The sequence below is a fragment of the Chitinophaga fulva genome, assembly GCF_012927205.1.
Classification (GTDB): Bacteria; Bacteroidota; Bacteroidia; order Chitinophagales; family Chitinophagaceae; genus Chitinophaga; species Chitinophaga fulva.
This window is the reverse complement of record NZ_JABBGC010000002.1, coordinates 1354309-1380127: the sequence shown is the minus strand read 5'-3', so window position 1 is coordinate 1380127 and position 25819 is coordinate 1354309. Positions and strand designations below refer to the sequence as shown.

At 52.7% G+C, this 25819-nt stretch carries 6 protein-coding genes; all 6 read left to right on the top strand.

The window, feature by feature from the left end; translation table 11 throughout:
- The first annotated feature begins 183 nt into the window (after window positions 1–183).
- The 6 genes from HHL17_RS22135 (at window position 184) to HHL17_RS22110 (ending at window position 25787) form a co-directional block, all read left to right on the top strand.
- Entirely contained in the window at window positions 184–906 is a 723-nt protein-coding gene (locus tag HHL17_RS22135) for a thioesterase II family protein (RefSeq protein WP_169226967.1), read from the top strand.
- Window positions 903–2528: an MBL fold metallo-hydrolase gene (locus tag HHL17_RS22130; protein WP_169226966.1), complete on the top strand. Its 1626-nt coding sequence runs from the start codon at window positions 903–905 to the stop codon at window positions 2526–2528. Before HHL17_RS22135 ends, HHL17_RS22130 begins: the two co-directional genes overlap by 4 nt.
- Before the next feature lie 138 nt (window positions 2529–2666).
- A complete protein-coding gene (locus HHL17_RS22125) occupies window positions 2667–3632 on the top strand; it encodes a pyridoxal-phosphate dependent enzyme (protein WP_169226965.1) in 966 nt (321 codons plus the stop codon).
- 11 nt (window positions 3633–3643) lie between these two features.
- Window positions 3644–4609: a 2,3-diaminopropionate biosynthesis protein SbnB gene (locus HHL17_RS22120; RefSeq protein ID WP_169226964.1), complete on the top strand. Its 966-nt coding sequence runs from the start codon at window positions 3644–3646 to the stop codon at window positions 4607–4609.
- Between the two features lie 93 nt (window positions 4610–4702).
- Window positions 4703–5656, top strand: coding sequence for an AMP-binding protein (locus HHL17_RS22115; protein WP_169226963.1), 954 nt, complete (start codon window positions 4703–4705; stop codon window positions 5654–5656).
- Between the two features lie 43 nt (window positions 5657–5699).
- The gene (locus HHL17_RS22110; protein WP_169226962.1) at window positions 5700–25787 is read left to right on the top strand and encodes a non-ribosomal peptide synthase/polyketide synthase; all 20088 of its coding nucleotides are present in this window, start codon (window positions 5700–5702) and stop codon (window positions 25785–25787) included.
- The last annotated feature ends 32 nt before the right edge of the window (window positions 25788–25819 follow it).

Below are 25819 nucleotides of genomic sequence, written 5' to 3'. Positions count from 1 at the left end.
CCTCTGCTGCAAGGCTTCGTTCTGCCTGTAATTTCCCTGGTATGAAGCGTGAATAGACAAACATCATCTGTTATATACAGATGACTGTGATCGTCATTCTCTTATAGTTGAGATACCGGTCCCCCTGGTCCCGGACAGGGCGTCCTGTGCCTATATTTTTTGACAACGTGGAAACTTTGACATATGGAAAAAATCAATCTTTTCTGTCTGCCCTTTGCCGGAGGTAGTAAATATTCTTACCGGCTGTTTGAAGAACACCTGCCATCTTTCCTGAACCTTATTCCGCTGGAATACCCCGGCAGAGGTACGCGGATGAGTGAGCCCCTGAAAGAAGATATACGGCAGCTGGTGCATGATCTCTACCTGCAGGTGGAGAACAAACTCGACAGAGCACCCTACGCGATTTACGGACACAGTATGGGAGGATTGCTTTGTTACCTGCTGGCCCGCAAAATCAGGGAAGAAGGCCGCATGCCACCACTGCACCTTTTTATCACCGGCACTTCAGGCCCCGCCGCACTGTCCAGAACAGAGAAAAAAAGACACCTGCTGGATAAAAAATCATTCATCGAAGAAATCCGTAATCTAAACGGAAGTCCGGATGAAATATTGCAAAATGATGAGCTGCTGGATTTTATCGAACCTATTTTAAGGGCCGATTTTAAAGTGTCGGAGAACTATGCCCACACCCGGCAGGAACCGCTGGATATACCCGTTACCGTTATCACCGGTACGAGAGAGGACATGAAGCCCGAAGACATCCGCCTGTGGCAACAGGAAGCCAGGAACCCCGTAGACTTCCGCCGTATGCCCGGCCATCACTTCTTTATCTTCAAATACCCCTACGAGATCGTCAGCATCATCGCAAAAAAATTACTTGTACATCACAAATCATATCAATTATGAGCGACAAAAAAGTATACCTGAAGCCCAACGTAGTGCTGGAACCACTGTATGACAGGTGGTATGCCTGGAGCCACCTCATCTCTCCGGCTACAGCAGCCATGAACACCATTGCACGCCACCTCACCATCATGGATTCTTATCTTGACGATCCCGCTATCCACGCGGAAGCGGTACTGAACCCTAAAATGAAAGGCGGCCCCTTCATGGACTTCAACGGCGAAAGGGTAGCGGAAGTGAGTGCCCTGAAAGAAGACATCCTGAAACGTCAGCACCGGACCATCGAATTTGCGAAAGCCAGTAAAGAACTGGACAGAATACTCGCAGCTGAAGCAAAAGGCTTCGGACTGGAACCACTATACGAAAAAGTACCGGAGATCCTCAAAGGATATGTTGAACTGTACTACGATCGCAATAACAACGCAGACTATCGCCTGTTCGAATCCTTGTTGTATAAAAGCGAATTCTATAATAAAGGAGCCCAGAGCATTGCACTGTGGATCACTAATAACGACCACCGACCGTTCTGTCTCAGTACGCCGCGGCTCGATGAAGCGGATGTACTGCACCTCAATATTCCCTTCGATCATCCCGGCATCGATGCGATCAGCCGCATGAAAAGAAATGCCCGCTCCCTGTCTGAAATCAAAGCCATCTTTGGCATCAAGCCCGAACAGGAAGCACTGTTTGATACTTTCTTCACAGAAACACCTCCGCCGCCGTATAAACGATATACCGGCGACAAAATCCGCATGCGTTATTTCGGTCACGCTTGTATCCTCGTGGAAACAAAAGACGTGAGCATCCTGGTAGACCCGCTGATCAGCTACTATGGCTATGAAAGCAGCATCGACCACTTCTCTGATGCAGACCTGCCGGATGTGATCGACTATGTGCTGATCACCCACAACCACCAGGACCACATCCTGTTCGAAACATTGCTGCCCCTGCGACATAAAATCAAAAACCTGATCGTGCCACGCACTTCCAGTGGTAAACTGGAAGACCCGGACCTGAAACTGATGTTCAACAATATCGGCTTCAACAACGTAGTGGCGGTAGACCCGATGGAGACCATCGAGTTTGTGGACACTGCTATTACCGGTCTGCCTTTCACCGGTGAACACTGTGATATGAACATTCTCACGAAATCCTGTTTCCTGGTACAGATCAGCGGCTTTAAACTGTTGTTCCTGGCCGACTCAAGGATCGTGGAATCAGCCCTCTACAGGCACATTCACAACCAGATCGGTGATGTGGACGTACTGTTCCTCGGCATGGAATGCGACGGCGCGCCGCTTACCTGGCTGTATGGCCCGCTGCTGACTAAAAAGATCACCCGCGATCAGGACAGCAGCCGCAGGCTCGCTGGTTCTGACTGTCCGAAAGGCATGGCGCTGGTGAATATCTTCAAGCCGAAGGAAGCCTACGTATATGCGATGGGGATGGAACCCTGGCTGGAATTTATCAGCAGCATTGTATACACAGACGAGTCCAATCCCATCATTCAGTCCAATAAACTGGTGAAGGAATGTGAGGCAAGAGGTATTATTGCTGAACGTCTTTATGGAGAAAAAGAGCTCCTGTACAGCAGAAAAGAAGCGTTGGTGGCGGAAGAGCAATAACGCCGGCCCTTTCTGATTGTTTGTTTATTATGCTCCTTTTTCTTCTCTGAACACCATTACAGACTGCCAACTATCTGCTACCTGCATCCACCCCGGATGCAGGTATACCCCCTCGTTTTTTACTATAAAAAATCTAACATGTTACAACAGCTAGAAAAGTTGTCTGCTTTCATAGGCAATACTCCCCTCATTTCCCTCCGGAATACAGACACCCCCTTGTGGGCTAAACTGGAATACAACAATTTCTCCGGCAGCTCTAAAGACCGTGCCGGTTACAGTATTATTTACCATGGCATTAAAGCCGGCCATATCAATCAAGACACCACCATTATCGCTTCCAGCTCTGGTAACCTCGCTATCGCGGTAGCCTCCATCTGTAAGATGCTCGACCTGAAATTTATTCCCGTTATCGACCCAAATATCAACAGTGCCTATGAATCACTGTTGAACCTCTTGTCTTACAAAGTAGTGAAGATCACCGAACGCGATCATACCGGTGGTTACCTGCTCACCCGTATTGATACGGTGAACCAGCTGCATGCCACCATCAACAACTCATTCATCGCTGATCAATATGGTGATCCCAATAACTACAAAGGTTACTACGGATTAACAAAAGAAATCCTGGCCTGTCCGGAGCCGATCGATTATGTGTTTGTGGCAGTAAGCTCCAGCGGTGCTATCACCGGCATCTCCAGCAGCATCAAGGCGGAGCGCCCTGAGATTAAAATTATTGGTGTAGACGTGGAAGGTTCTGTTATCTTCAATGCTCCGCCCGTAAAGAGATACATCTCCGGTATCGGCGCCAGCCAGATACCACCCATCATCAAAAATGCATTGATTGATGATGTGGTGATCCTCTCACAGACGGATATTGTCAAAGGTTGCCTTGAGCTGCTCAATGAACAGGTGATCTTTGCCGGTGCTTCTTCCGGTGCCGTATACCTCGCTGCTAAAAACTATTTCCGTCAGCAGTCCTTCAGTACGCCACCCAACTCATTGCTTATCTTCCCGGATAAAGGTCACTCTTACCTCGATACGATCTATAACCGGGAATGGGCCACACAACTGGCGCACAAGCTACAATCTGCCACCATCGCTTAAAACAACTGTATATGCTTTATCTGAATGCGGACCATATCCGTGAAATTGGTATCCAATGGGATGAACTGACACATGTAATCAGTGAGGCTACTGCCGCTTTGCACCAGCAGGATTATTCGCAACCGATTAAACCGTATTTACGTTACGGAGACCCGCAAAACCGTATCATCGCCATGCCCGCCTATGTAGGCGGACAGGCGCCACTGGCCGGTATCAAATGGATAGCCAGCTTCCCGGGTAATATCTACCAGAACAAATTAAGAGCGCATTCAGTGACCATCCTCAACGAACATGATTCAGGGATACCACTGTGCGTTATCAATACAGCCACTATCAGCGGCATCCGTACGGCGGCCGTTTCCGGCGTGATACTGAAAAAGTACCTCGCCACCAGGAAAGAAGACAAGCAATTTACCGTAGGCATTATCGGCTTTGGGCCTATTGGCAGAATGCATCTCAACATGGTCACTGCTATACTGGGCGACCGTCTCAACAGGGTTTTATTGTACGATATCAATGGTGTGGACCTGACAGCAGTAGACCCTGCCGTGAAAGATAAGGTAGCAGTGGCCGGTTCCTGGCAGGAGTGTTATACATCAGCCGATATTTTTATTACCTGCACCGTGTCGTCAGCGCCATATGTTGACCTGCCGCCGGTGAAATCCTCCCTGCAACTGAACGTGTCGCTGCGCGACTATAAAGTGGAGATGGTGCGCCATATGGACGTAGTGGTGGTAGATGACTGGGAAGAAGTCTGTCGCCAGAATACCGACATTGAAAACATGCATAAAGTTATGGGCCTCGAAAAAGGTGATACATTATCGATCGCTGATGTGGTCTGTAAAGATGCATTGAAAGACCAGGAGGGCGTAGTGATGTTCAATCCTATGGGCATGGCCATTTTTGACATCGCCGTTGGCGGACATTACTATCAGCAGGCCATCAGCCGTAAAGTAGGCATGGTGATGCCTGACTAACCCGCCCCGTCTTGTTAACCCCGCAGACATTACCGTGTGAAATCCTATTGACCGGCGCCACCACGGCGCCGGTACCCTCAAAATAACAGAGCTATGCCACTGCAAAAAGTACCGCTGCAGCCCATGCAGCATGAGCTGATTACCCTGTTGGCTGAACAGGCAGCACGCGTCCCCGACGCGGTAGCGCTCCGGTATGAAGGTACAGAAGTGACCTATCGCATATTACATGAACGTTCCAATCAGCTGGCCCACTACCTGCAACGCAGGGGCGTGAAGGCCAATAAACTGGTACCGGTATGTGTAGAGCGGTCGGTAAACATGCTGGTGGCCATTCTGGGCATCCTGAAAGCCGGTGCGGCTTATGTGCCCATAGACCCCGAATATCCGGAAGAAGACATCCGTCACCTGTTGGAAGATACCGGCGCTTATGTGATGATCAGCAGCAGCTATGGCCGCAGAAATATCCCCAGGGATATAGCCGTCAGCGTGATCCTGCTGGACCATGTGCCGGATATTTTCAGCAACGAACCCACCAGCGCTCCGGGACACATACCGCAGCCTAACGATGCCGCCTATATGATTTACACTGCCGGCGCTACCGGTCTTCCCAAAAGATTGGTGGTGGAACATAGCGGCCTGCTTCATCATCTCATGACGAGGATAACGGAACTATGTATCCATGAGTATTCGGTGATTGCCTTTACAGCACCTTACACGTCAGACATAGCAGCGTGGCAGATGTTGGCAGCAATCGCCTGTGGCGGCACTACCATCATCTATCCGGACCATCTGATGCATAACCCCGCTGCTTTTATACGGACGGTCGACCGCCACGCAGTGACCATCCTGGAGCTGGGACCTGACCATCTCGCCACCGTGCTCGGAGAAAATACCGGCGCTACCCTGAAACATCTGGAATACCTGCTGGTAAAGGGAGAAGCAGTAAGCGGGCAACTGTTGGAGCAGTGGTTCGCTCATCCTGCTTATAGCCACATCCCGGTAGTCAATGCTTACGGCCCGGGAAGAGAAAAGAGCATCGTATTGTGACACAAACTATATCATCCAGCAATTTTCATAAAATCTTAGTACAATGCCCAGTTTAAACGTTAACGACATTGTAGCCCTGTTGCAACAGGCTACGGAAAATGGGGTCACTATATCATTTGAAGACGATAGCCTGTTACTGAATATTGAGGACGACAGGGAAGTCGACGAGTCGTTTCTCGTCAAATTAAGACAGCATAAAGTACACCTGATCGAATACCTGAAACAAAAAGATACTGAACAGGAATATGCTGCGGAAATTACTCCGCTGGCCGGTATCTTTGAAGGCCATGTACCCCTGTCGTACAGCCAGGAACGCCTCTGGTTCATCGACCAGCTACAGGGAAGCGTGCAATACCATATGAAAGGCGCTTTCCGCGTGAAGGGCCGGCTGGATACGGCCTCGCTGGAACGCACCTTCCAGGCGATCGTGAACCGTCACGAAATATTACGTACGGTCATCTTACAGGAAGAAGGCCGGCCTTATCAGCACTTGCTGGAAAAAGACCGCTGGCACCTGGGCTTCACAGACGATGAACGTTACCAGGAAGACTCGGTGCAGCTGAATGCCTACATCACTACCTTGTTCAATATTCCCTTTGATCTCAACCGTGACCATACTTTCCGGGCGCATCTCATAAAACTGTCGCCGGATGAACACATGCTGGTGATCGTCATCCATCACATTGCGGCGGATGGCTGGTCCATGTCTGTACTGTTCAGGGAAATGGTGGAACTGTACGCGGTGTATACAGGCGGCCATACAGACACGATGGCGCCGCTGCCCGTGCAGTATGCAGACTACGCGCTGTGGCAACGTAAATACCTGCAGGGTATTTTCCTGGATAAAAAACTGGCCTACTGGCGTAAGAAACTGTCAGGTACTACCTTACTGGAGTTGCCCACCGATGGCGACAGGGGAATGCTGAAAAGTACCCGTGGCGCCATGATCACCTTCATGATCGATCATGAGCTGACCAACGGGTTGCGACAACTTTCCCGCGAACAGAATGCTACCCTGTACATGACACTGCTGGCTGCTTTTAAGGTGCTGCTGTACCGCTATAGCGGTGTTGATGACGTATGTGTGGGCGGCGCTATTGCAGGCAGAACGCAGACGGAAATAGAAGAGCTGATCGGATTTTTTGTCAATACGCTGGCACTCAGAAGTGATCTGAGTGGCAATCCTGCATTTTCAACGTTCCTCGGCCAGGTGAGAAATACCATGCTGGATGCCTACGAACACCAGGATGCGCCCTTTGAAAAAGTGGTGGAGATGATGGGAGGTGAAAGGGATGTGAGTAAGAACCCGCTCTTCCAGGTGATCTTTGTACTGGACAATGAGCCACCGATGCCGGCATTGAAAATGGGTGAAACGACCATCACCCGTGAACCGGTGAAACATATCACCAGCCTGTTTGATCAGTACTGGTCGCTCCTTGAGCAGCCCGATGGTATCCTGGTGGAACTGGAATACTGCGTGGACCTGTTCAGCGAAGCCACCATGCAACGCATGGTCACTCACTACCTGCAACTGCTGCGCAGTGTGGTCGCCAATCCGAACGCACAAGTGGGCGCCTTCGATATCCTGCCGGCTGCGGAGAAAGAAGCGGTGCTGCACTCATTCAATCATACGGCCGTAGCTTATCCTGCCGGTCAAACGATTACCGCCCTGTTCGATCAGCAGGCACAGAAAACACCTGCTGCGGTGGCTTTGTCTTTCGGCAGTGAACAGCTGACATACAAAACACTGGAAGATCGTACCAATCAACTGGCACAATACCTGAAAAACCTGGGCGTCCGCCCGGGCGTGTTTGTACCTGTATGCCTGGACCGTTCCGTGGAGCTGATTGTCAGCATCCTCGGTATTCTGAAAGCCGGTGGTGTATATGTGCCCATTGACCCTGAATATCCCAAAGAACGTATCCGCTTTATGTTGCAGGATACTGGCGGCAACAGGATTCTCACCAGTACGGCCTATCAGGCGTTGCTGCTGGATGCTGCACCGGATGCCGTATTGCTGTGCACCGATCAGATGACGGCTGCATTGGAGGCATTGCCGGCCATCCCTGTTCAAACAAATCTTACGGCGGATGCAATAGCCTATGTGATGTATACTTCCGGTTCTACTGGCAAGCCCAAAGGTGCGTTGGTAACGCATCGTAACGTGGTAAGCCTGGCCACCGGCGGCAATTTTGTGCCGCTCGGACCAGAGGATGTGTTGTTGTCTACCGGCTCGCCTTCCTTTGACGCCACTACCATAGAATACTGGGGGATGCTGCTCAACGGCGGTCAGCTGGTGATGTGCCCGCAGAATCATTTTCTCGATAACCGCCTGTTGCGCGAAGAGATCCGCAACCGGAAAGTCACTAAAATGTGGTTTACCGCCAGCTGGTTTAACCAATTGGTGGATGATGATATACAATTGTTTGAGGGCCTTTCCGTGGTGATGGTGGGAGGAGAGAAGTTGTCGGAGGAACATATCCGCCGCTTCCGCGCGGCATGGCCTCAGACGACCGTTATTAACGGCTACGGCCCTACGGAGAACACTACTTTTTCCCTTACTTATCCCATTGATACCTTAACGCGTGGTAAGAGCATCCCTATCGGCCGGCCGTTAGGCAACCGTACGGCGTATGTGCTGGATGTTTTCGGCAACCCCGCGCCCATCGGCGTAGCAGGGGAGCTGTACGTGGGTGGTGCAGGTGTTTCGGCAGGCTATCTGCATCAGCCGGAACTCACCGCAGAAAAATTTGTGGCCGATCCGTTCAGCGGTGAACAAGGTGCCCGGTTGTATCGCACCGGCGACCGTGCCCGCTGGCTGGCCGACGGCACCGTGGAATACCTTGGCCGTATAGACGACCAGGTGAAAATCCGCGGCTACCGTATTGAACCAGGTGAGATAGAAAAAGTGCTCAACAACCTCGATGAAGTGATGGCTGGCGCGGTAGTGGTAAAACAACAGGCGCCCGGTGAAAAAAGGCTGGTAGGTTATTATATCCCCGACTTGCAGGCTATACGAAAAAAAGAAGCCCAGCTGTACCTGCAACAGGTGGAGACATGGAAAGAGCTGTATGAAACAGCTTACACCAAAGCAGAAGAGGTGCCCGACCTGGACGAGGAGTTTAACATCACCGGCTGGAATGACAGCTTTACCGGCGGTGCCATCGCGCCTGAGCTGATGGCCCAGTGGTTGCAGGATATCACCAAAGTCATTCTCGCTGAATCACCCAAACGGGTACTCGAAATCGGTAGTGGTACCGGCCTGATCTACTACCAGCTGGTAGGCCATATAGACCGCTACATCGGTACCGACTTCTCCAGCGTGTCGATGGCGCAGATACAGCGCAGAATAGACAAAAAAGAGCGTACCTACCCGGATACCACGCTGAAGCTGTGTGCTGCACATGATGTGACGATCGATGAGCAGGAATCTATCGATACTATTATCCTCAACTCCATTGTGCAGTATTTTCCGGGCGAACAATATATGACGGACGTGCTGACCAAATGTGTGTCACTGCTGAAAGGCGAAGGCACCATCATCATTGGCGACGTCCGTGACCTCCGTTTGCTGCCCTCCTTTAAACGCCGGCTGCAAATGGATGTGCTGCAAGACAGAACAAACATCCGTGAATTCAACTGGCAGGTGGAGCAGGAAGTGCTGAAAGAAGAGGAACTGTGTTTCTCTCCGGCTTACTTCTACCAGCTGGCCAATATCTTCCCGGAAATCACCCATATCAATATTCAGTGGAAAGAGGCTGATTACAGCAATGAGTTGAGCCTTTACCGTTATACGGTCATCATCCATGTGGGGAAGGAGAAGAATGTGCTCCGCACCAACTGGCAGTCGTGGGACACACTGGAAGACAAAAGCAGCGTACTCGAAGACCTGACGGCGGGCAATGACATTATCGCCTTAAAAGACGTGCCTAACCCAAGGCTGTGGAAGGAACGGTTATTGGATCTGGCGGTACGGAGCAAAGCAGTGGAAACAGTACGCGAACTGGCGGCTTTCAGCACCAAGCCTGATCCTGAAACCCGTATGGTACAGGAAATTATCCGTTTGGCTAAAACCAAAGGATATCACTATCGTTTGTTGCTGCATGAAGACCCGCTGAAGGCAGACCTGGTATTGGAACGCCATCCTTTTGACGGCGTTATCGAACGGGCTGCGGCGCCAGCCGTGGCTGCCACTACACCAAAGACCAGCGTTCCGCTGTTCCCCGATATCTGTGCGCTGATACAGCGTGATATCCGCGAAACGATGGCCAAACTGTTGCCGGAATACATGATCCCCACTGATTTTATTGCGCTGCAACAGTTACCGCTCACCAACAATGGTAAGACAGACCGCCGCTTCCTGAGCGAGCGGGAAGATATGCAGCGTAAAAGCAATATTTATTACCAGGCGCCGGTAACGCCCACAGAGCGTGAGCTGGCCGCTATCTGGACCGACCTGCTCCGCGTGGAGACCATCGGTGTGAAAGATAATTTCTTCGAATCCGGCGGCCACTCGCTGCTCGCCACCCGTGCGGTGTCTGCGATCAGGAAAGTCATGAATGTGGAGTTGACGGTGAGGGACTTCTTCCTGTATCCTACCATCAGTGACCTGGCTGTGTACCTGGACCAGCAAGACAGAAGCAGTCTGCTGCCACCGGTGCTGACAGGCAGGCGCCCATCACTGATACCGTTATCGTTTAGCCAGGAACGTTTGTGGTTCATCGATGAACTGGAAGGCTCCCTGGCTTATCATATGCCGCTGGCGCTGCGGCTGAAAGGAGCATTGAACAAAGACGCGCTGGTGAAAGCCCTGCAGGCGCTGGTGAACCGCCATGAAGTTTTGCGCACCGTTATCCGCGAGAAAAATGGTACCGCCTACCAGCAGGTAATGGATAAAGACAGATGGAAGATGGACGTGTCGCAGTGGGACCTGCGCCTAACTGACACGGCTACCCTGCATAAGCATATCCTGTCGGTGATCAATACGCCGTTCAATCTCTCGGAAGACCATATGCTGCGGGCACACCTGATGGAAGGTGCCAACGAAGAATACATCCTGGTGATGGTCATGCACCATATCGCCTCTGATGGCTGGTCTGTTTCCATCCTGGTGAATGAACTGGCGGCTTACTATGAAGCCTATACGGAAGATAGCCCGGCCGCAGTAGCAGAATTGGAACTGCAATACGCTGACTACGCCGTTTGGCAGCGCAACTGGCTGACACCTGAGGTACTGGACACCCGACTGGGGTACTGGAAACAGCAACTGGAAAGCGTAGCGCCGCTGAACCTGCCTACAGACCGTACCCGTCCGGTGGTACAGAGCAGGCGTGGCAACATGGCTACTTTCAAAATTGAAAATATCCTTAAGGAACAATTAAAACAGCTCGCCCAGCAACAGGACGTGACCCTGTTCATGACATTGCTGGCTGCTTTTAAAGTGCTGTTGCACCGCTACAGCGGACAGGATGATATCTGCGTAGGCAGCCCCGTTGCCGGCAGGATACAACAGGAAGTGGAAGGACTGATCGGTTTCTTTGTGAATACGCTGGCATTGCGCAGCGATCTGGGGAATAACCCTTCCTTTGCTGAGCTGTTACAACAAGTGAAAGAAACAACACTGGGTGCTTATGATCACCAGGAAGTGCCTTTTGAAAAGATAGTAGACGCGGTGGTGACCAGCAGGGACCTTAGCAGGACACCACTGTTCCAGGTAGTCTTCGGTTTACAGAACATGCCGGACATCCCGGCTATCAGCCTCGGCAGCGTGTCCGTAAGAGAAGAAGTGTTTGAACATACGACTGCCCAGTTTGACCTGAGTTTCTCCGCCATCGAAAACCGTGACGGTATTGATGTGAACGTAGAATATTGCAGCGATCTGTTTGATCATCAGACCATCCTTCGTTTGTGGCAACATTTTGAACAGCTGTTGCGCAGCGTGGTGCTGAAGCCGGAAGAAAAAATCGGTTTACTGCCAATGCTGGCCAAAGGTGAACGCGAACAGCTGCTGGAAGCTTTCAATGCCGCGGCTGTCGGTTATCCCAAAGAAAAAACCATCGTGGACCTGCTGATGGAACAGGCGCTTCGTACGCCCGATGCCGTAGCCGTGTCGCTGGACAATGATACGCTGACCTATCGCGAACTGCATGCGCGCTCCAATCAACTGGCGCATTACCTGCGCGAAAAAGGCGTGGAAGAAGATACGCTGGTGCCTATCTGCATAGAACGGTCGCTGGACATGATCGTCGGCATCCTGGGTATTCTGAAAGCCGGTGGCGCCTACGTGCCCATAGACCCGGACTATCCGGAAGATCGTATCCGCTTTATGCTGGATGATACTGCCGCTACGGTGATCGTTACCAGCAGCACCTGCAAAGACAAGCTGAAAACAGGCCGCAAGAATACCGTGTTGGTAGCGGTAGATAAAAAGCTGCGTACACCTGCCGCGCATAAAGCGGCGCCGCCGGTTACACAGTTACGCCCGTCCAATCTCGCCTATGTGATTTATACTTCCGGTTCTACCGGTAACCCGAAAGGCGTGCTGATAGAGCATCGCAACGTAGTACGGTTATTTGAAACGGAAGCGCCGTTATATGATTTTAACAGTGATGATGTGTGGACCATGTTCCACTCTTTCTGCTTCGACTTCTCCGTTTGGGAAATGTATGGCGCGCTGTTTTACGGCGGCCGCGTGGTGATAGTGCCTAAGCCTGTAGCACAGGATGCTATTGCTTTCGGGGAATTGTTGCTGCGTGAAAAGGTGACTATCCTGAACCAGACACCTTCTGCTTTTTATGTATTGCAGGATTACCTGACAGGTGTAGCAGATACGGTGCCGGTACGTTATGTGATCTTCGGCGGAGAGGCGTTGAACCCTGGTAAAGTACAGCCATGGCTGCAGTTGTATGGCGACTGCCGCCTGATCAATATGTACGGCATTACGGAAACAACGGTGCACGTTACCTATCAGCCGATAGCATTACATCATGCCAATAGTGGCAGCGTCATCGGGGTGCCTATTCCTACCCTGAGCCTGTATATTCTGGACCCATACGGCGGACTGGCGCCGGCGGGCGTGGCAGGAGAGCTGCATGTAGGCGGCGCTGGCCTGGCAAGAGGTTACCTCCATCGTCCGGAACTGACCGAAACAAGATTTGTGGCAGATCCTTTCAGCAACGAGCCCAACGCCCGTATGTACCGCACCGGCGACCTTGGCCGCTGGCTGCCCGATGGCTCGGTGGAATACCTGGGCCGTATAGACGATCAGGTGAAAATTCGTGGTTTCCGTATTGAGCTGGGTGAGATTGAAAGCGTGATGACCAAATGTGAACTGGTAAATCAGGCGGTAGTGCTGGCGAAGGCGGACAACAAAGGCAACAAACGGTTGGTAGGATATGTAGTGCCAAATGGTACTTACGACAGGGCCGCTATTCTGGCCTATCTGAAAGACAAGTTGCCCGATTACATGGTGCCGGCCATCCTGGTGGAACTGGACAAGCTGCCGCTGACCCGCAACGGTAAAGTAGATAAAAAAGCGCTGCCCGACGCTGATGCAGGGGCAGTACTGACCAATGAATACATTGCCCCGCGCACAGATACCGAACGTGCGCTGGCACTCATCTGGAAAGACCTCCTCGGTGTAGAACGGGTAGGGCTGCACGATAATTTCTTTGAACTGGGAGGAGACTCCATCATCACCATCCAGGTGGTAAGCCGTGCCCGTCGCGCCGGTTACCATCTGCACCCGCGCGATCTTTTCCTGCATCAGACCATCGGTGCGCTGGCAACTATGCTGGGTACCGGTCAACAGGCGGTGAATACAGGCGAACAAGGAACACTCACGGGTGAAAGTCGTTTGTTGCCCATTCAGCAATGGTATTTTGACAGTGAGCCACCCACCGTGTCCCACTACAATCAGGGCTTGTGGATCAAGGTTGATAAGGACATTACGCCTGAAGCGATGGCTACGGCTATAGCAGGCCTGGTCCGTTACCACGATGCGCTGCGTTTCACCTATCAACAGAAGGCTACCGGTTGGACGCAACATTACGGCCATGCGGAAGGCGCCCTCGAAGTAGTAGACCTGCATGCCATATCACCTGCGGCCATACAGGAACAGGTATTGTCGTACGCGGAGGCGGCCCATCGCAGCCTCGATATTACTGCCGGTGTTTTGTTGCATGCCACCCTGTTGTTAACGCCTTCGGCGGAAGCTCATAACCACCTGCTGCTGGCGATACATCACCTGTCGGTAGACGGGGTATCATGGAGAATTATACTGGAAGACCTGGCACTGTTGCTGAAAAACAAAGACAACAAAGCAGTGGAAGAGGTGCTTGGTGCAAAAGGTACGTCCATGCGCCAATGGCAGGAAACGCTGGCCAACTATGGAAATCAGGTGCTGCTGACCAGCCAGCCGGCTTACTGGGAGAAAATCGCCAGTCAGTATACGCCGCTGGGAAAACCCAAAGACGAGACGAAGCGTGTAACGCTGAAGGATATGCGCCAACAGCAGGTCCGCCTGGATGCGGCAAAAACACTCGCCTTGTTACAGGAGGCGCCAAAGGCTTATCATACTGAAATCAACGACATCCTGTTGTGCGCCTTAGCGCAGGCGGTAGCTGCCTGGAATGGCCGTCAACAGGTGATCATCGGCCTGGAAGGCCATGGTCGTGAAGACATCGCCAAAGGTATCGATACCACACATACCGTCGGCTGGTTTACCTCGCTGTACCCGGTATTACTGGATGTGGCAGGACAGTCCGAAACAGGCGCCGCACTCAAATCTATCAAAGAACAGCTCCGCCAGGTGCCCGACAGGGGCATCGGCTTCGGGGTACTGAAATATCTCGCTAAAATCCCTGCTTTGCAGGGCAATGATCCATGGGACATCGTGTTCAACTACCTCGGTCAGGCTGACCGTGTGGTAAGCGAAGCAGGGCCTGTCCGCCACGCGGAAGAACTGCCTGGGCAGGGCATGGCGCCGGATTATCCCGTGCATGAAAAAATAGCGGTCAACAGTGTGATTCAAAACGGGGAACTGGTACTCGACTGGAGCTACAGTACGCACCACTTTGAAGCTGCTGATATCGCAGCATTGTCTGCCCTGTATCTCACACAACTGGAAGAACTGATTGCACATTGTGCAGCTAAACAGGACGCTGTTTTCACGCCATCCGATTTCGGGCTGGGCACCGTTGTTAGCATCGCAGAGCTGGATACCTTTATGGCGGCCGGTTTCAGAGGTGCGCCAAGGCAAGGGCAGGTAGAAGGCATCTACCGCCTCAGTGGCCTGCAGGAGGGCATGCTCTTCCACGGATTGTATGATAAACACAATGCGGCATATATCGAACAGCTGGGATGCGACCTGGACGATCCGGACATCGCCATACTGGAACAGAGCTGGAATTATCTGCTTGGCCGCTACAGCGTGTTACGCACCGGTTTCTATTATGATGATTTCGGCGTACCGCTGCAATGTGCCTATCACCAGGTGCAAATGCCATTTGAACTGCTGGACTACAGCCACCTCGATGCAGACGCACAACAACAGGCGTTGAAAGACTATGAGGCGGCAGATCAGGAACGTGGTATTGATTTTACCCAGGTGCCGCTGATGCGCGTGGCGCTGATACGTTTGCAGGACAAACGTTACCGGATGCTCTGGACATTCCATCACATTCTGTTTGATGGCTGGTCACTGGCGGTGTTGCTGGAAAATCTGTTGAACACTTACGAAAAACTGTCTGCCGGACAACCCTTAGGTACCTACGAAAAAGACCAGTACAGCGATTATATCCGCTATGTGGAGCAGCAGGACAAGGCGCAGGCATCGGCTTACTGGCAGCGTTATCTGAAAGATGCGGACGAGGGAACGCTGTTGCCGTTTATCCCTGCTACCGCTGAGCGTACCAAAGGAGCGGGCGTTTATAAGTCTGTCAGCGTATTGCTGGAAAAGGATAGTACCGCTACGCTTACCCGTTTTGCACAACAGCAAAGGGTGACCATCAACACTATTATGCAAGGCGTATGGGCGTTCCTGTTATCCAGGTATACCGGCCGTAATGAAGTTACCTATGGCGTTACCGTTTCCGGCCGTCCGGAAGACCTGCCGGGCGTAGAGCAACGGGTCGGTTTGTACATCAATACGTTGCCATTGCATACCACGGTACAGGAAAACAGCCGGATGGTGTCCTGGTTGCAGGACATACAGGCCGCCCAGCTGGAGAGCCGGGAATTCCAGTATACCAGTCTGGATAGCATCCAGCGCGGCGCGGGTGTTTCAGGTGATTTGTTTGACAGCCTGCTGGTGTTTGAGAACTACCCGGTGAGCAAGGCAGTAAGCGCCGGTCATTGGCGCCTGCGGATAGACAATGCGTCTGTTCATGAGCATACCAACTATCCGATGGAGATTATCATCGAAGCGGGAGAAACGACCAGCATCCGTTTTAATTACAATTCCGACATCCTGTTGGCTGACTATGTAAAGGCCATCGCCAAACATTTTGCGCAGGTGTTGTTACAGGTAATGTCATCCGGCAATGTGCTGGTAAAAGAACTGGAATGGCTCACCAACGCAGAACGCAAACAACTGGAAGCGTTTAATAATACTACAGCAGATTATCCGCAGGATAAAACGCTGGTCAGCCTCTTCACCGAACAGGCCGACCGTACGCCGGAAGCCATCGCCACAGTTTTTGAAGAGGAAGTATTGACTTACCGTCAGCTGGAAGAGCGTTCTGCTCAACTGGCCGGTTATCTGCACAGCAAAGGTGTAGGGAAAGAGACGCTGGTGCCTGTTTTGCTGGAACGTTCCAATGCCATGATCGTGGCCATCCTTGGTGTGTTGCGCGCAGGCGGGGCTTATGTGCCCGTAGACCCGGCTTATCCTGAAGAGCGTGTACACTATATGTTGAAAGACACCAAAGCAACGGTTGTTTTGGGTGATAGCCGGACGGCGGCGTTAGTACCTTCGGATGTTACGGTGATCAAACTGGACACTGACTGGACAGCCATTAGCAACTACCCCGCTGTGGCGCCGGAAGTGAAGATCACCCCTGATAACCTCGCTTATGTGATTTATACCTCCGGCTCTACCGGTAACCCCAAAGGAGCGATGAATGAACATCGCGGCGTGGTGAACCGTCTCCTCTGGACACAGGATTATTTTGGCCTGGTACCGGAAGATGCCGTGTTGCAAAAGACCACCTTCAGTTTCGACGTATCTGTATGGGAACTGCTCTGGCCATTGATCTGCGGCGCGAAACTGGTGTTCGCCAAACCGGAAGGGCAGAAGGACGCAGACTACCTGCAGGCGGCCATCCAACGTTACGGCATCACCACTATTCACTTCGTGCCTTCATTGTTAAATGTGTTCCTGGAGAATATCTCAATCGGCGCCTGCTCGTCACTGCAGCGGGTGCTGTGTAGCGGTGAAGCGCTGAAACCTCAACAGGTAATGGCCGTGCGGGAAAAACTACCGCATGTGGAGCTGTATAACCTGTACGGACCTACGGAAGCTGCCATCGATGTTACTTGCTGGCATGCCCCTGCCACATCCGGACACATTGATCTGGTGCCCATAGGCAAGCCGGTGGCCAATACGCAGCTCTATATCCTGGACAAGGCGGGCCATCTGCTGCCTCCCGGCATCGCAGGCGAATTGCATATCGGCGGCGTACAGGTAGCCAGAGGTTATCTGCACCGCGACGATCTGACCAGGGAAAAATTTGTGACCGCTCCTTTCCATCCGGCCGGAGCTACCATGTACCGTACGGGCGATTTGTGCCGCTGGCTGCCGGATGGCAATATTGAATACCTGGGTCGTATAGACGATCAGGTGAAGATCCGTGGTTTCCGCGTGGAGCCAGGCGAGATAGAAAACGCATTGCTTGATTCACAGCTGGTCAATGATGCTGCTGTGGTGGTAAGGGAAGACGCTGGTGGCAATAAACGCCTGATTGGCTACGTGGTGCCCGCAACAACATTCGATAAGGAGGCGATCGTGTCCGCACTGAGGGAGCGACTGCCTGAATATATGGTGCCGGCCATCCTCGTGCCGCTGGAAGCCATCCCGCTTACAGCCAGTGGTAAGGTTAACCGCAAAGCGCTGCCTGATCCGGATTTTTCCACGGTGGCAGCCGGCGCGTACACCGCACCGCGCAACGAAACAGAACGGATACTCGCCGATATATGGCAACAATTACTGAACCTGCCACGTATAGGCGTTTACGATAATTTCTTTGAGTCCGGCGGCGATTCCATCATCACCATTCAGGTGGTGAGCCGCGCCAGAAGGGCAGGCCTGGAATTCCAGCCCCGCGATATTTTTACGCATCAGACCATCGCCGCACTGGCAACTGAACTGCAATCACGCAGCAAAACGGTACTCGTGGGCGAACAAGGCCTGTTGACAGGGACCAGCGGGTTACTGCCCATTCAGCAATGGTACCTGGAAACAGCTGGCTCAGATGCACCATATTTTAACCAAAGCGTACTGCTGACAATCAGCAAACAAGTAGGTGCTGATACGCTGGCAGCTGCTGTTAAACAGCTGTTGGCCATACATGACACGCTTCGGTTCAGGTATACGCACAACGGTGATCACTGGGAACAAACGTATGGCAACTATGAGGGTATGCTCGCTGTGGAAGACCTGCAGGCTGTTTCGGCTGCGCAACTGCCGGACCGCATGGAGGAGTTGGCGGCGCAATACCATGGCACGCTCAGTCTCGAAAGCGGCATCCTCATCAGAGCGGTGCTGGTAAATACTCCTGCAACGGAAAAAGACAACCGCCTGCTGATGGTGATCCATCACCTGGCAGTGGACGGCGTGTCCTGGCGTATTTTGCTGGAAGATCTGGAACAGTTGCTCCAACAGGGCCCTGCGGCATTGACTACCCCGAAAGGTACTTCTTACCGCCAATGGCAGCAGGCATTGACCAGCTATGGCCAGTCTGCCCGCCTGCAAAACCAGCTGCCTTTCTGGGAACAGGTGAAGGAACGTCATCTCCCGTTACGAACAGATTCCAACGATAAAACGGTTATAACGGCATCGGACCTCCGTACGCAGGAAGTACGGCTGAACGCTGCCTTAACGCAACAACTCCTACAGCGCACCACACAAGCTTATCGCACGGAAGTGAATGATCTGCTGCTGGCCGCATTAACCCGCACCTTGTCTGGCTGGAGTGGCGCCGCCGGCACTGTCATCGGCCTCGAAGGCCATGGCCGTGAAGACATCGCTAACGGTATAGATACAAGCCGCACCGTAGGCTGGTTCACTTCCTTATACCCTGTATACCTGCCTGCTGCTGAAGGCGAAGGGCCGGATGCATTGCTGAAAACAGTGAAAGAAAGCCTGCGTAAGGTAACCGACAAAGGCATTGGCTACGGTGTGCTGAAGTACATTAATAAAACGTCGTCGCTGCAAGGCAGCCATCCATGGGACATCATCTTCAACTACCTCGGACAGGTGGATAATGTGACACAGCCTGGTAGTTACCTCGGTCTCGCCAAAGAATCTTCCGGTAGCGGATTGTCTCCGGCACTGCGGATCAATGAGAAGATGGGCGTGGACTGCATCGTACAGGGTGGTGAACTGGTGGTACAATGGAAATACAGCCAGGTACACTACGATACAACAACGATCACACAGCTGGCGGCGGACTACCTGTCGCAACTGGAAACACTGATACTGCATTGTGTGGCTCAACAGGAAACCAGCACCACGCCGGCAGATTATGGACTGGGACAAGAGATCAGCTGGCAGGAACTGGACCGTTTCCTGGATGCGCCGCACAAAGGCGCCAACCGCCGGAAACAAGTGTCTGGCCTGTACCGCCTCAGCGGATTGCAGGAGGGCATGCTCTTCCACGGTCTCTATGATGGCGAAAGCGGAACTTACATTGAGCAGTTTATCTGCGACCTGGAACAGTTACGCCCGCATGCCTTTATCCAGAGCTGGAACCGGCTGTTGCAACAATACACCATCCTGCGGACCGGATTTTATTATGATGAATTCAGCATCCCGGTACAATGTGTATACGAACAAGTAGAAATACCCGTCTCTATACTTGATTATACGCACCTGAACAAAGCCGCGCAGGAAGAGGCATTTGCTGCCTTTAAAGCAGAAGACCTGCGGCAGGGATTTGATTTCCGTGAAGCGCCACTCATGCGGTTGACACTGGTGCAGCTGCAGGACAATAATTACCGGATGTTGTGGACATCCCATCATATTTTGCTGGATGGCTGGTCACTGCCGGTACTGGTAGACAGCCTGCTCAATACCTATGAGCTGCTGGTGGCAGATAAAGAACTGCCTGCCGTAACAATAGACCATTTTGAAGATTATATCCGTTACCAGGAGAAGCAGGACAAAGAACAACTGGCCGCCTTCTGGAAACAATACCTGCAGGGCGCAACTGAGGGTACATTGTTGCCCTTTATTGATGCCGCCACCGCCAGGACCAAAGGCAGCGGTGTGTATCTCGAACACCAGCTTGCGCTCGATCGTGCCTTCACACAAAAGCTGACAGCTTTCGCGCAGCAACATCATATTACTACCAGTACACTGATGGAAGGCGTGTGGGCGTACCTGTTATATCGTTACACTGGTCGTGATGAAATCTCCTACGGTGTTACGGTGTCCGGAAGACCGGATGATCTGCCCGGCGTGGAACAAAGGGTAGGGTTGTACATCAATACACTGCCGCTCCATACCAATGTGGATGAAAAACAGGAGATCGTAGCCTGGTTGCAGGCTATACAGGCAGGCCAGCTGAAAAGCCGCGACTACCAGTATGCCAGCCTGAACGATGTGCAGCAATGGACCGGCGTGGGCAGTGATTTGTTCGACAGTTCCATCACTTTCCAGAACTATCCGGTTAACGAAGTGCTGGAAGCCCGCGAGTGGGCATTAAAGATCCGGAATGTGGAGATACATCCGCATACCAACTATCCGCTGACCATCATCATCGCTATCGCAGAACAGACCTCGTTGTTGTTTGCCTACAACAGCGGACTGCTGCCGGAACCTTGTGTTCGCATGATAGCAGGGCATTTCCGTGAAGTGTTGGAACAGATCGTCACCCAACAGGTGGGGACACTGGCAAACATTGAACCGCTGACAACACAGGAAAAAACTGCGCTGATCAATACTTCCAGCGTTGAGTATCCAAAAGATGCTACGGTGGTTAGCCTGTTTGAAGCACAGACCAACCGTGTAGCACGGGAAACAGCCGTCGTATTTGAAGAGGAAAGCCTTACCTGGCAGCAACTGGAAGACCGAGCCAACCAACTGGCCCGTTACCTGCGCAACCTGGGCGTGCAGCCCGGGGAACTGGTGCCTTTGTGCATAGAACGTTCCGTGCATCTCATTGTGGGTATGTTAGGCATCCTGAAAGCTGGTGCGGCATATGTGCCCATAGATCCCGAATTCCCGGCAGAGCGTATTGCCTTTGTATTGAAAGATACCGGCGCCCGGATCGTGGTGAGCAGCGATGCTTGTACGCCGCTGTTACCGCAACGGTCATCCTTGCAGGTTATTGCTATTGACGGGGCATCTGCGAAGATTGGCGCACTGGACACGACACGTGTAAGCGCTGCCGTTACACCGGAAAGCGTAGCATATGTGATTTATACTTCCGGCAGTACGGGTCAACCTAAAGGCGTATTAGTAACTCATGGTAACCTGGTAGACTATACGTACGGCCTGAAAGCGGCAACGCCACTGGATGCATGCCGTTCCTTCGGCCTGTTGTCCAGTATAGCAACGGACCTGGGTAACACCGTGATCTTCGGGTCTCTGCTGACAGGCGGTGCGTTGCATCTCTTCTCCAAAGACGCCATCAACGACCCGGAAAAAATCGGCCGTTACCTGCGCCGCCACCCGCTGGATTGCATCAAGATTGTGCCTTCCCACTGGAAAGCGCTCTGCTCAGGTGAGGCGCTGCTGCTCCCTGAAAAACTGCTGGTATTCGGTGGTGAAGCGTTGGATAGCGGCGTGATAGATAGTATCCGTGCGGCCAAAGCTACCTGCACGGTGGTGAACCACTACGGCCCAACGGAAACGACTATCGGAAAACTATTACATGTGGTAAGTGCTGAAAAGGTGTACGGAAAAACTGTCCCGATTGGCAAGCCCTTCTCCAATACCAACGTTTACATTGTGAGCCCGGCTGGTAAACTATGTCCGGCGGGCGTGCCGGGAGAGCTGCTGATTGGCGGCGCCGGCGTGGCCCATGGTTATTTACATCAACCAGAACTCACTGCAAATAAATTTATCACTGACCCATTTCAGCCAGGCGCCGGCCAGCGTGTTTATCGCACCGGCGATCTGGTGAAATACCTGCCTGATGGCAATATCCTCTTCCTGGGCCGTATAGACGACCAGGTGAAGATCAGGGGATACCGGGTGGAACCGGGAGAGATAGCATCTGTACTGGCTGCCTTTGACAATATCAGTCAGGCGGTGGTACTGGTGAAGACCGACACCTCTGGCGACAAACGCCTCGTTGCCTATGTGGTGCCCAATGGCGAATACGACCGTGAGGGAGTAACGGCCTATATCCGTCAGGAGCTGCCGGACTATATGCATCCTTCCACCGTAGTGGTGCTGGACCACTTCCCGCTGCTGCCGAACGGTAAAATTGACCGTAAAGCACTGCCTGATCCGGAAGTGACCGTGACTACCGGTGATGAATATACGGCCCCCACCACGCCAACAGAAATCAAAATGGCCGCTATCTGGGCCAGGCTGCTGGAAGTGGAACAGGTAGGCCTGCACGATGACTTCTTTGCGCTGGGAGGACATTCCCTGTTGGCGATCCGCCTTATCTCCGCCATCCGTAAGGAACTAACGGCAGAAGTGGTGATCGGCGACGTGTTCGACTATCCCACTGTAAAAGCCCTGTCGGCCCGCCTTGACGGCAACCGTGTGGACACTACGGTGCCCGCCGTCGTAAAACAAGACAGACCGAAACAAGTGCCGCTGTCGTTTAGCCAGGAACGTTTGTGGTTTATCGACCAGATGGAAGGCAGCGTTCACTATCACGTACCAACGGTGTTACGTCTCAAAGGTAACCTGCAACCGGAGGTACTGGAGCATGCCTTCCAGACGATCGTTGACCGTCACGAGGTATTGCGCACCGTGATGGAGCAGGAAGACGGACAAGCCTTCCAGCGCGTGAAACCGGCAGGCAACTGGCGGCTGGACAGGATCAGCCGTCCCGCTTACCTGCACGACGTGGCTGCCCTGCATGAGGAAATAGCCCGGTTGGTAGCAGTTCCATTCGATCTGCAACATGATCATATGCTGCGGGTACACCTGATCTCCCTGTCTGAACAGGAACACCTGATCGTGGTGATACTCCACCATATCGCCTCCGACGGATGGTCAAACACCATCCTCGTGGATGAACTGATGGAACTGTATGCAGCAGGTGTAGAAGGCCGCACACCGCAACTGAAAACGTTGCCGGTACAATATGCAGACTATGCCATCTGGCAACGGAACTACCTCTCCGGTGATGTGCTGGAAGAACAATTGGGCTACTGGAAACGCCAGCTGAATGACGTAGCGCCATTACAGCTGCCTACGGACTTTATCCGTCCGGCGGTACAAAGTACCCGTGGTGCACGTTTCTGGTTCATGCTTGATGAGGAACTGACCAGCAACATACGGTCACTCTGCCAGGAAGAAGGGGTGACACTGTTTATGGCCCTGCTGGCGGCTTACAATGTGCTCCTGCATCGCTACAGCGGACAGGATGATATCTGCGTGGGCAGCCCGGTGGCAGGCAGAACACAACACGAGTCAGAAGGATTGATAGGATTGTTTATCAATACGATCGCGCTGCGCGCTGACCTGCGTGATAATCCGGTGTTCTCTGCTTTACTGCAACAGGTGAAAACCACCACACTCGGCGCCTTTACTCACCAGGAAGTGCCTTTTGAGAAGATCGTGGACGCCGTGGTGAAAGACCGTGATGTGAGCCGCACGCCGCTGTTCCAGGCAGCCTTCGTTTTGCAGAACGCACCGGCGATACCGGAATTTAAACTGCAGGATGTACAATTTACCATAGAAGATATTCCTTATACTACTACGAAAGTGGACCTCAACTTTACGCTGGAAGAAGTGGGCGGAGAACTCAGAGGCTGTGTGGAATACTGCGCAGACCTCTTCCGGGAAGATACTATCCAACGGATGGCCCGCCACTTTGAACAGCTGCTGCGTACCGCCGTGGCCACACCGGGAGCCAGCATCGGCACCATGACCATGCTGAGCGGCGCAGAAGAAACAGCGCTCCTGCATACGTTTAATGCTTCGGCAGTTGATTATCCGCTCAACAATACCATCATCGATCAGCTGAAAGTACAGGTAGGATTGCAACCGGATGCCACCGCGCTGATATTCACCGGTCAGCATTTAACGTACCGTGAGCTCGACGAACGTGCAGCACAGGTAGCGCACTACCTCCGCAGCAAAGGTGTGACCAATAGATCGCTGGTACCGATTTGCCTGGAGCGTTCGCTGGAAATGATCATCAGCATACTGGGCATCCTGAAGGCCGGCGCGGCCTATGTGCCCATCGATCCGGAATATCCGGCAGACCGCATCAGCTACATGCTGGCAGACACCGGCGCCGATGTGATGGTCAGCAGTAACAGCTGCAGCACGAAACTGCGTGCAGCCAATCCCGATGCGACCATCGTATTGGTAGACGAAGAGGCCGCCGCCATCAGTAGTTACCCGGTAACAGAACCGGCCAAACTGCCGGCACCCGGGGACCTGGCTTATGTGATCTATACTTCCGGTTCTACCGGTAAGCCCAAAGGCGTGATGCTGGAACACCGTGGCGTGGTCAACCTCGCGCTCAGTCAGCGTGATGCCCTGTGGCTGAAGCCTGGCATGCGTTCCCTCCAGTTTGCCTCTTTCGGTTTTGATGCTTCCTGCTATGAGATATTCAATACGCTGCTGAGTGGCGGTATCCTGGTGCTTCCGCGCAAAGAAGACCTGCTGTCGGCCGACAGCTTTGCGGAACTGGTGAATACCCAACAGGTGGACCTGGTGACGCTGCCGCCTTCTTACCAGCATATTATCAAAGACGTATTGGGACCGGTAAGAACGATCGTGTCTGCCGGTGAGCCGCTGAACCGCGAAGACGGCAAGTACCTGCAAAGCAAAGGTATCCGGTTGATTAACGCCTACGGCCCTACGGAGAATACAGTTTGTACTACGCTCACGGACCAGCCTATACGGGAAGATAATGTGGTGACCATCGGTAAGCCTATCGCCAACGTAAGCGTGTACATACTGGACCGCTACGGTGCTTTGTGCCCCATCGGCGTGGCAGGGGAGATGTGCATCGGTGGCGCTAACCTCGCCCGTGGTTATCTCCACAGGGAAACACTGACAACTGAGAAGTTTATACCGCATCCTTTCAGCACTACGCCGGGTGCCCGCCTGTACCGCACAGGAGATACCGCCCGCTGGCTGGCCGACGGTAACATCGAATACATCGGCCGTATAGATCACCAGGTGAAAATACGCGGCTTCCGCATTGAACTGGGTGAAATTGAAACCGTGCTACTGGAATGCGAACTGGTGAATGAAGCCGTGGTGCTGGCAAGGGCCGATGGTGCGGATAACAAACGGTTGGTCGGTTATGTGGTACCGCAGGGTGACTTTGACAAAGAAGGCATTCTCAGTTATCTGAAAGAGAAACTGCCGGAATACATGGTGCCTGCCTTGCTGATACCAATGGAACAGTTGCCGGTAACCGCCAGCGGTAAAATAGACCGCCGCGCTTTGCCCGATCCGGATGACCTGCACAAAGGAACATTCGTTGCGCCCCGCGATGCCATGGAAGAAGACCTGGCCGCTATCTGGCAGGAACTGCTGGAAGTACCACAGGTAGGCATATACGATGATTTCTTTGAGCTGGGTGGCGACTCGCTGCTGGCTGTAAGGGTGGTGGCCCATCTCAAACGGAAGCTGGCGATTCAACTCTCTGTCAGCAAACTGTTTGAATGTAAGAACATCGCTCAGCTGGCTGCCTACATTCAGGCGCTGGCTGCTGCCACCCCAACGGAAAATGATGCCGCCTACGATGTACATGAGCTGTAAGTCGGTATCCATCAACATTTACTGGTATTATA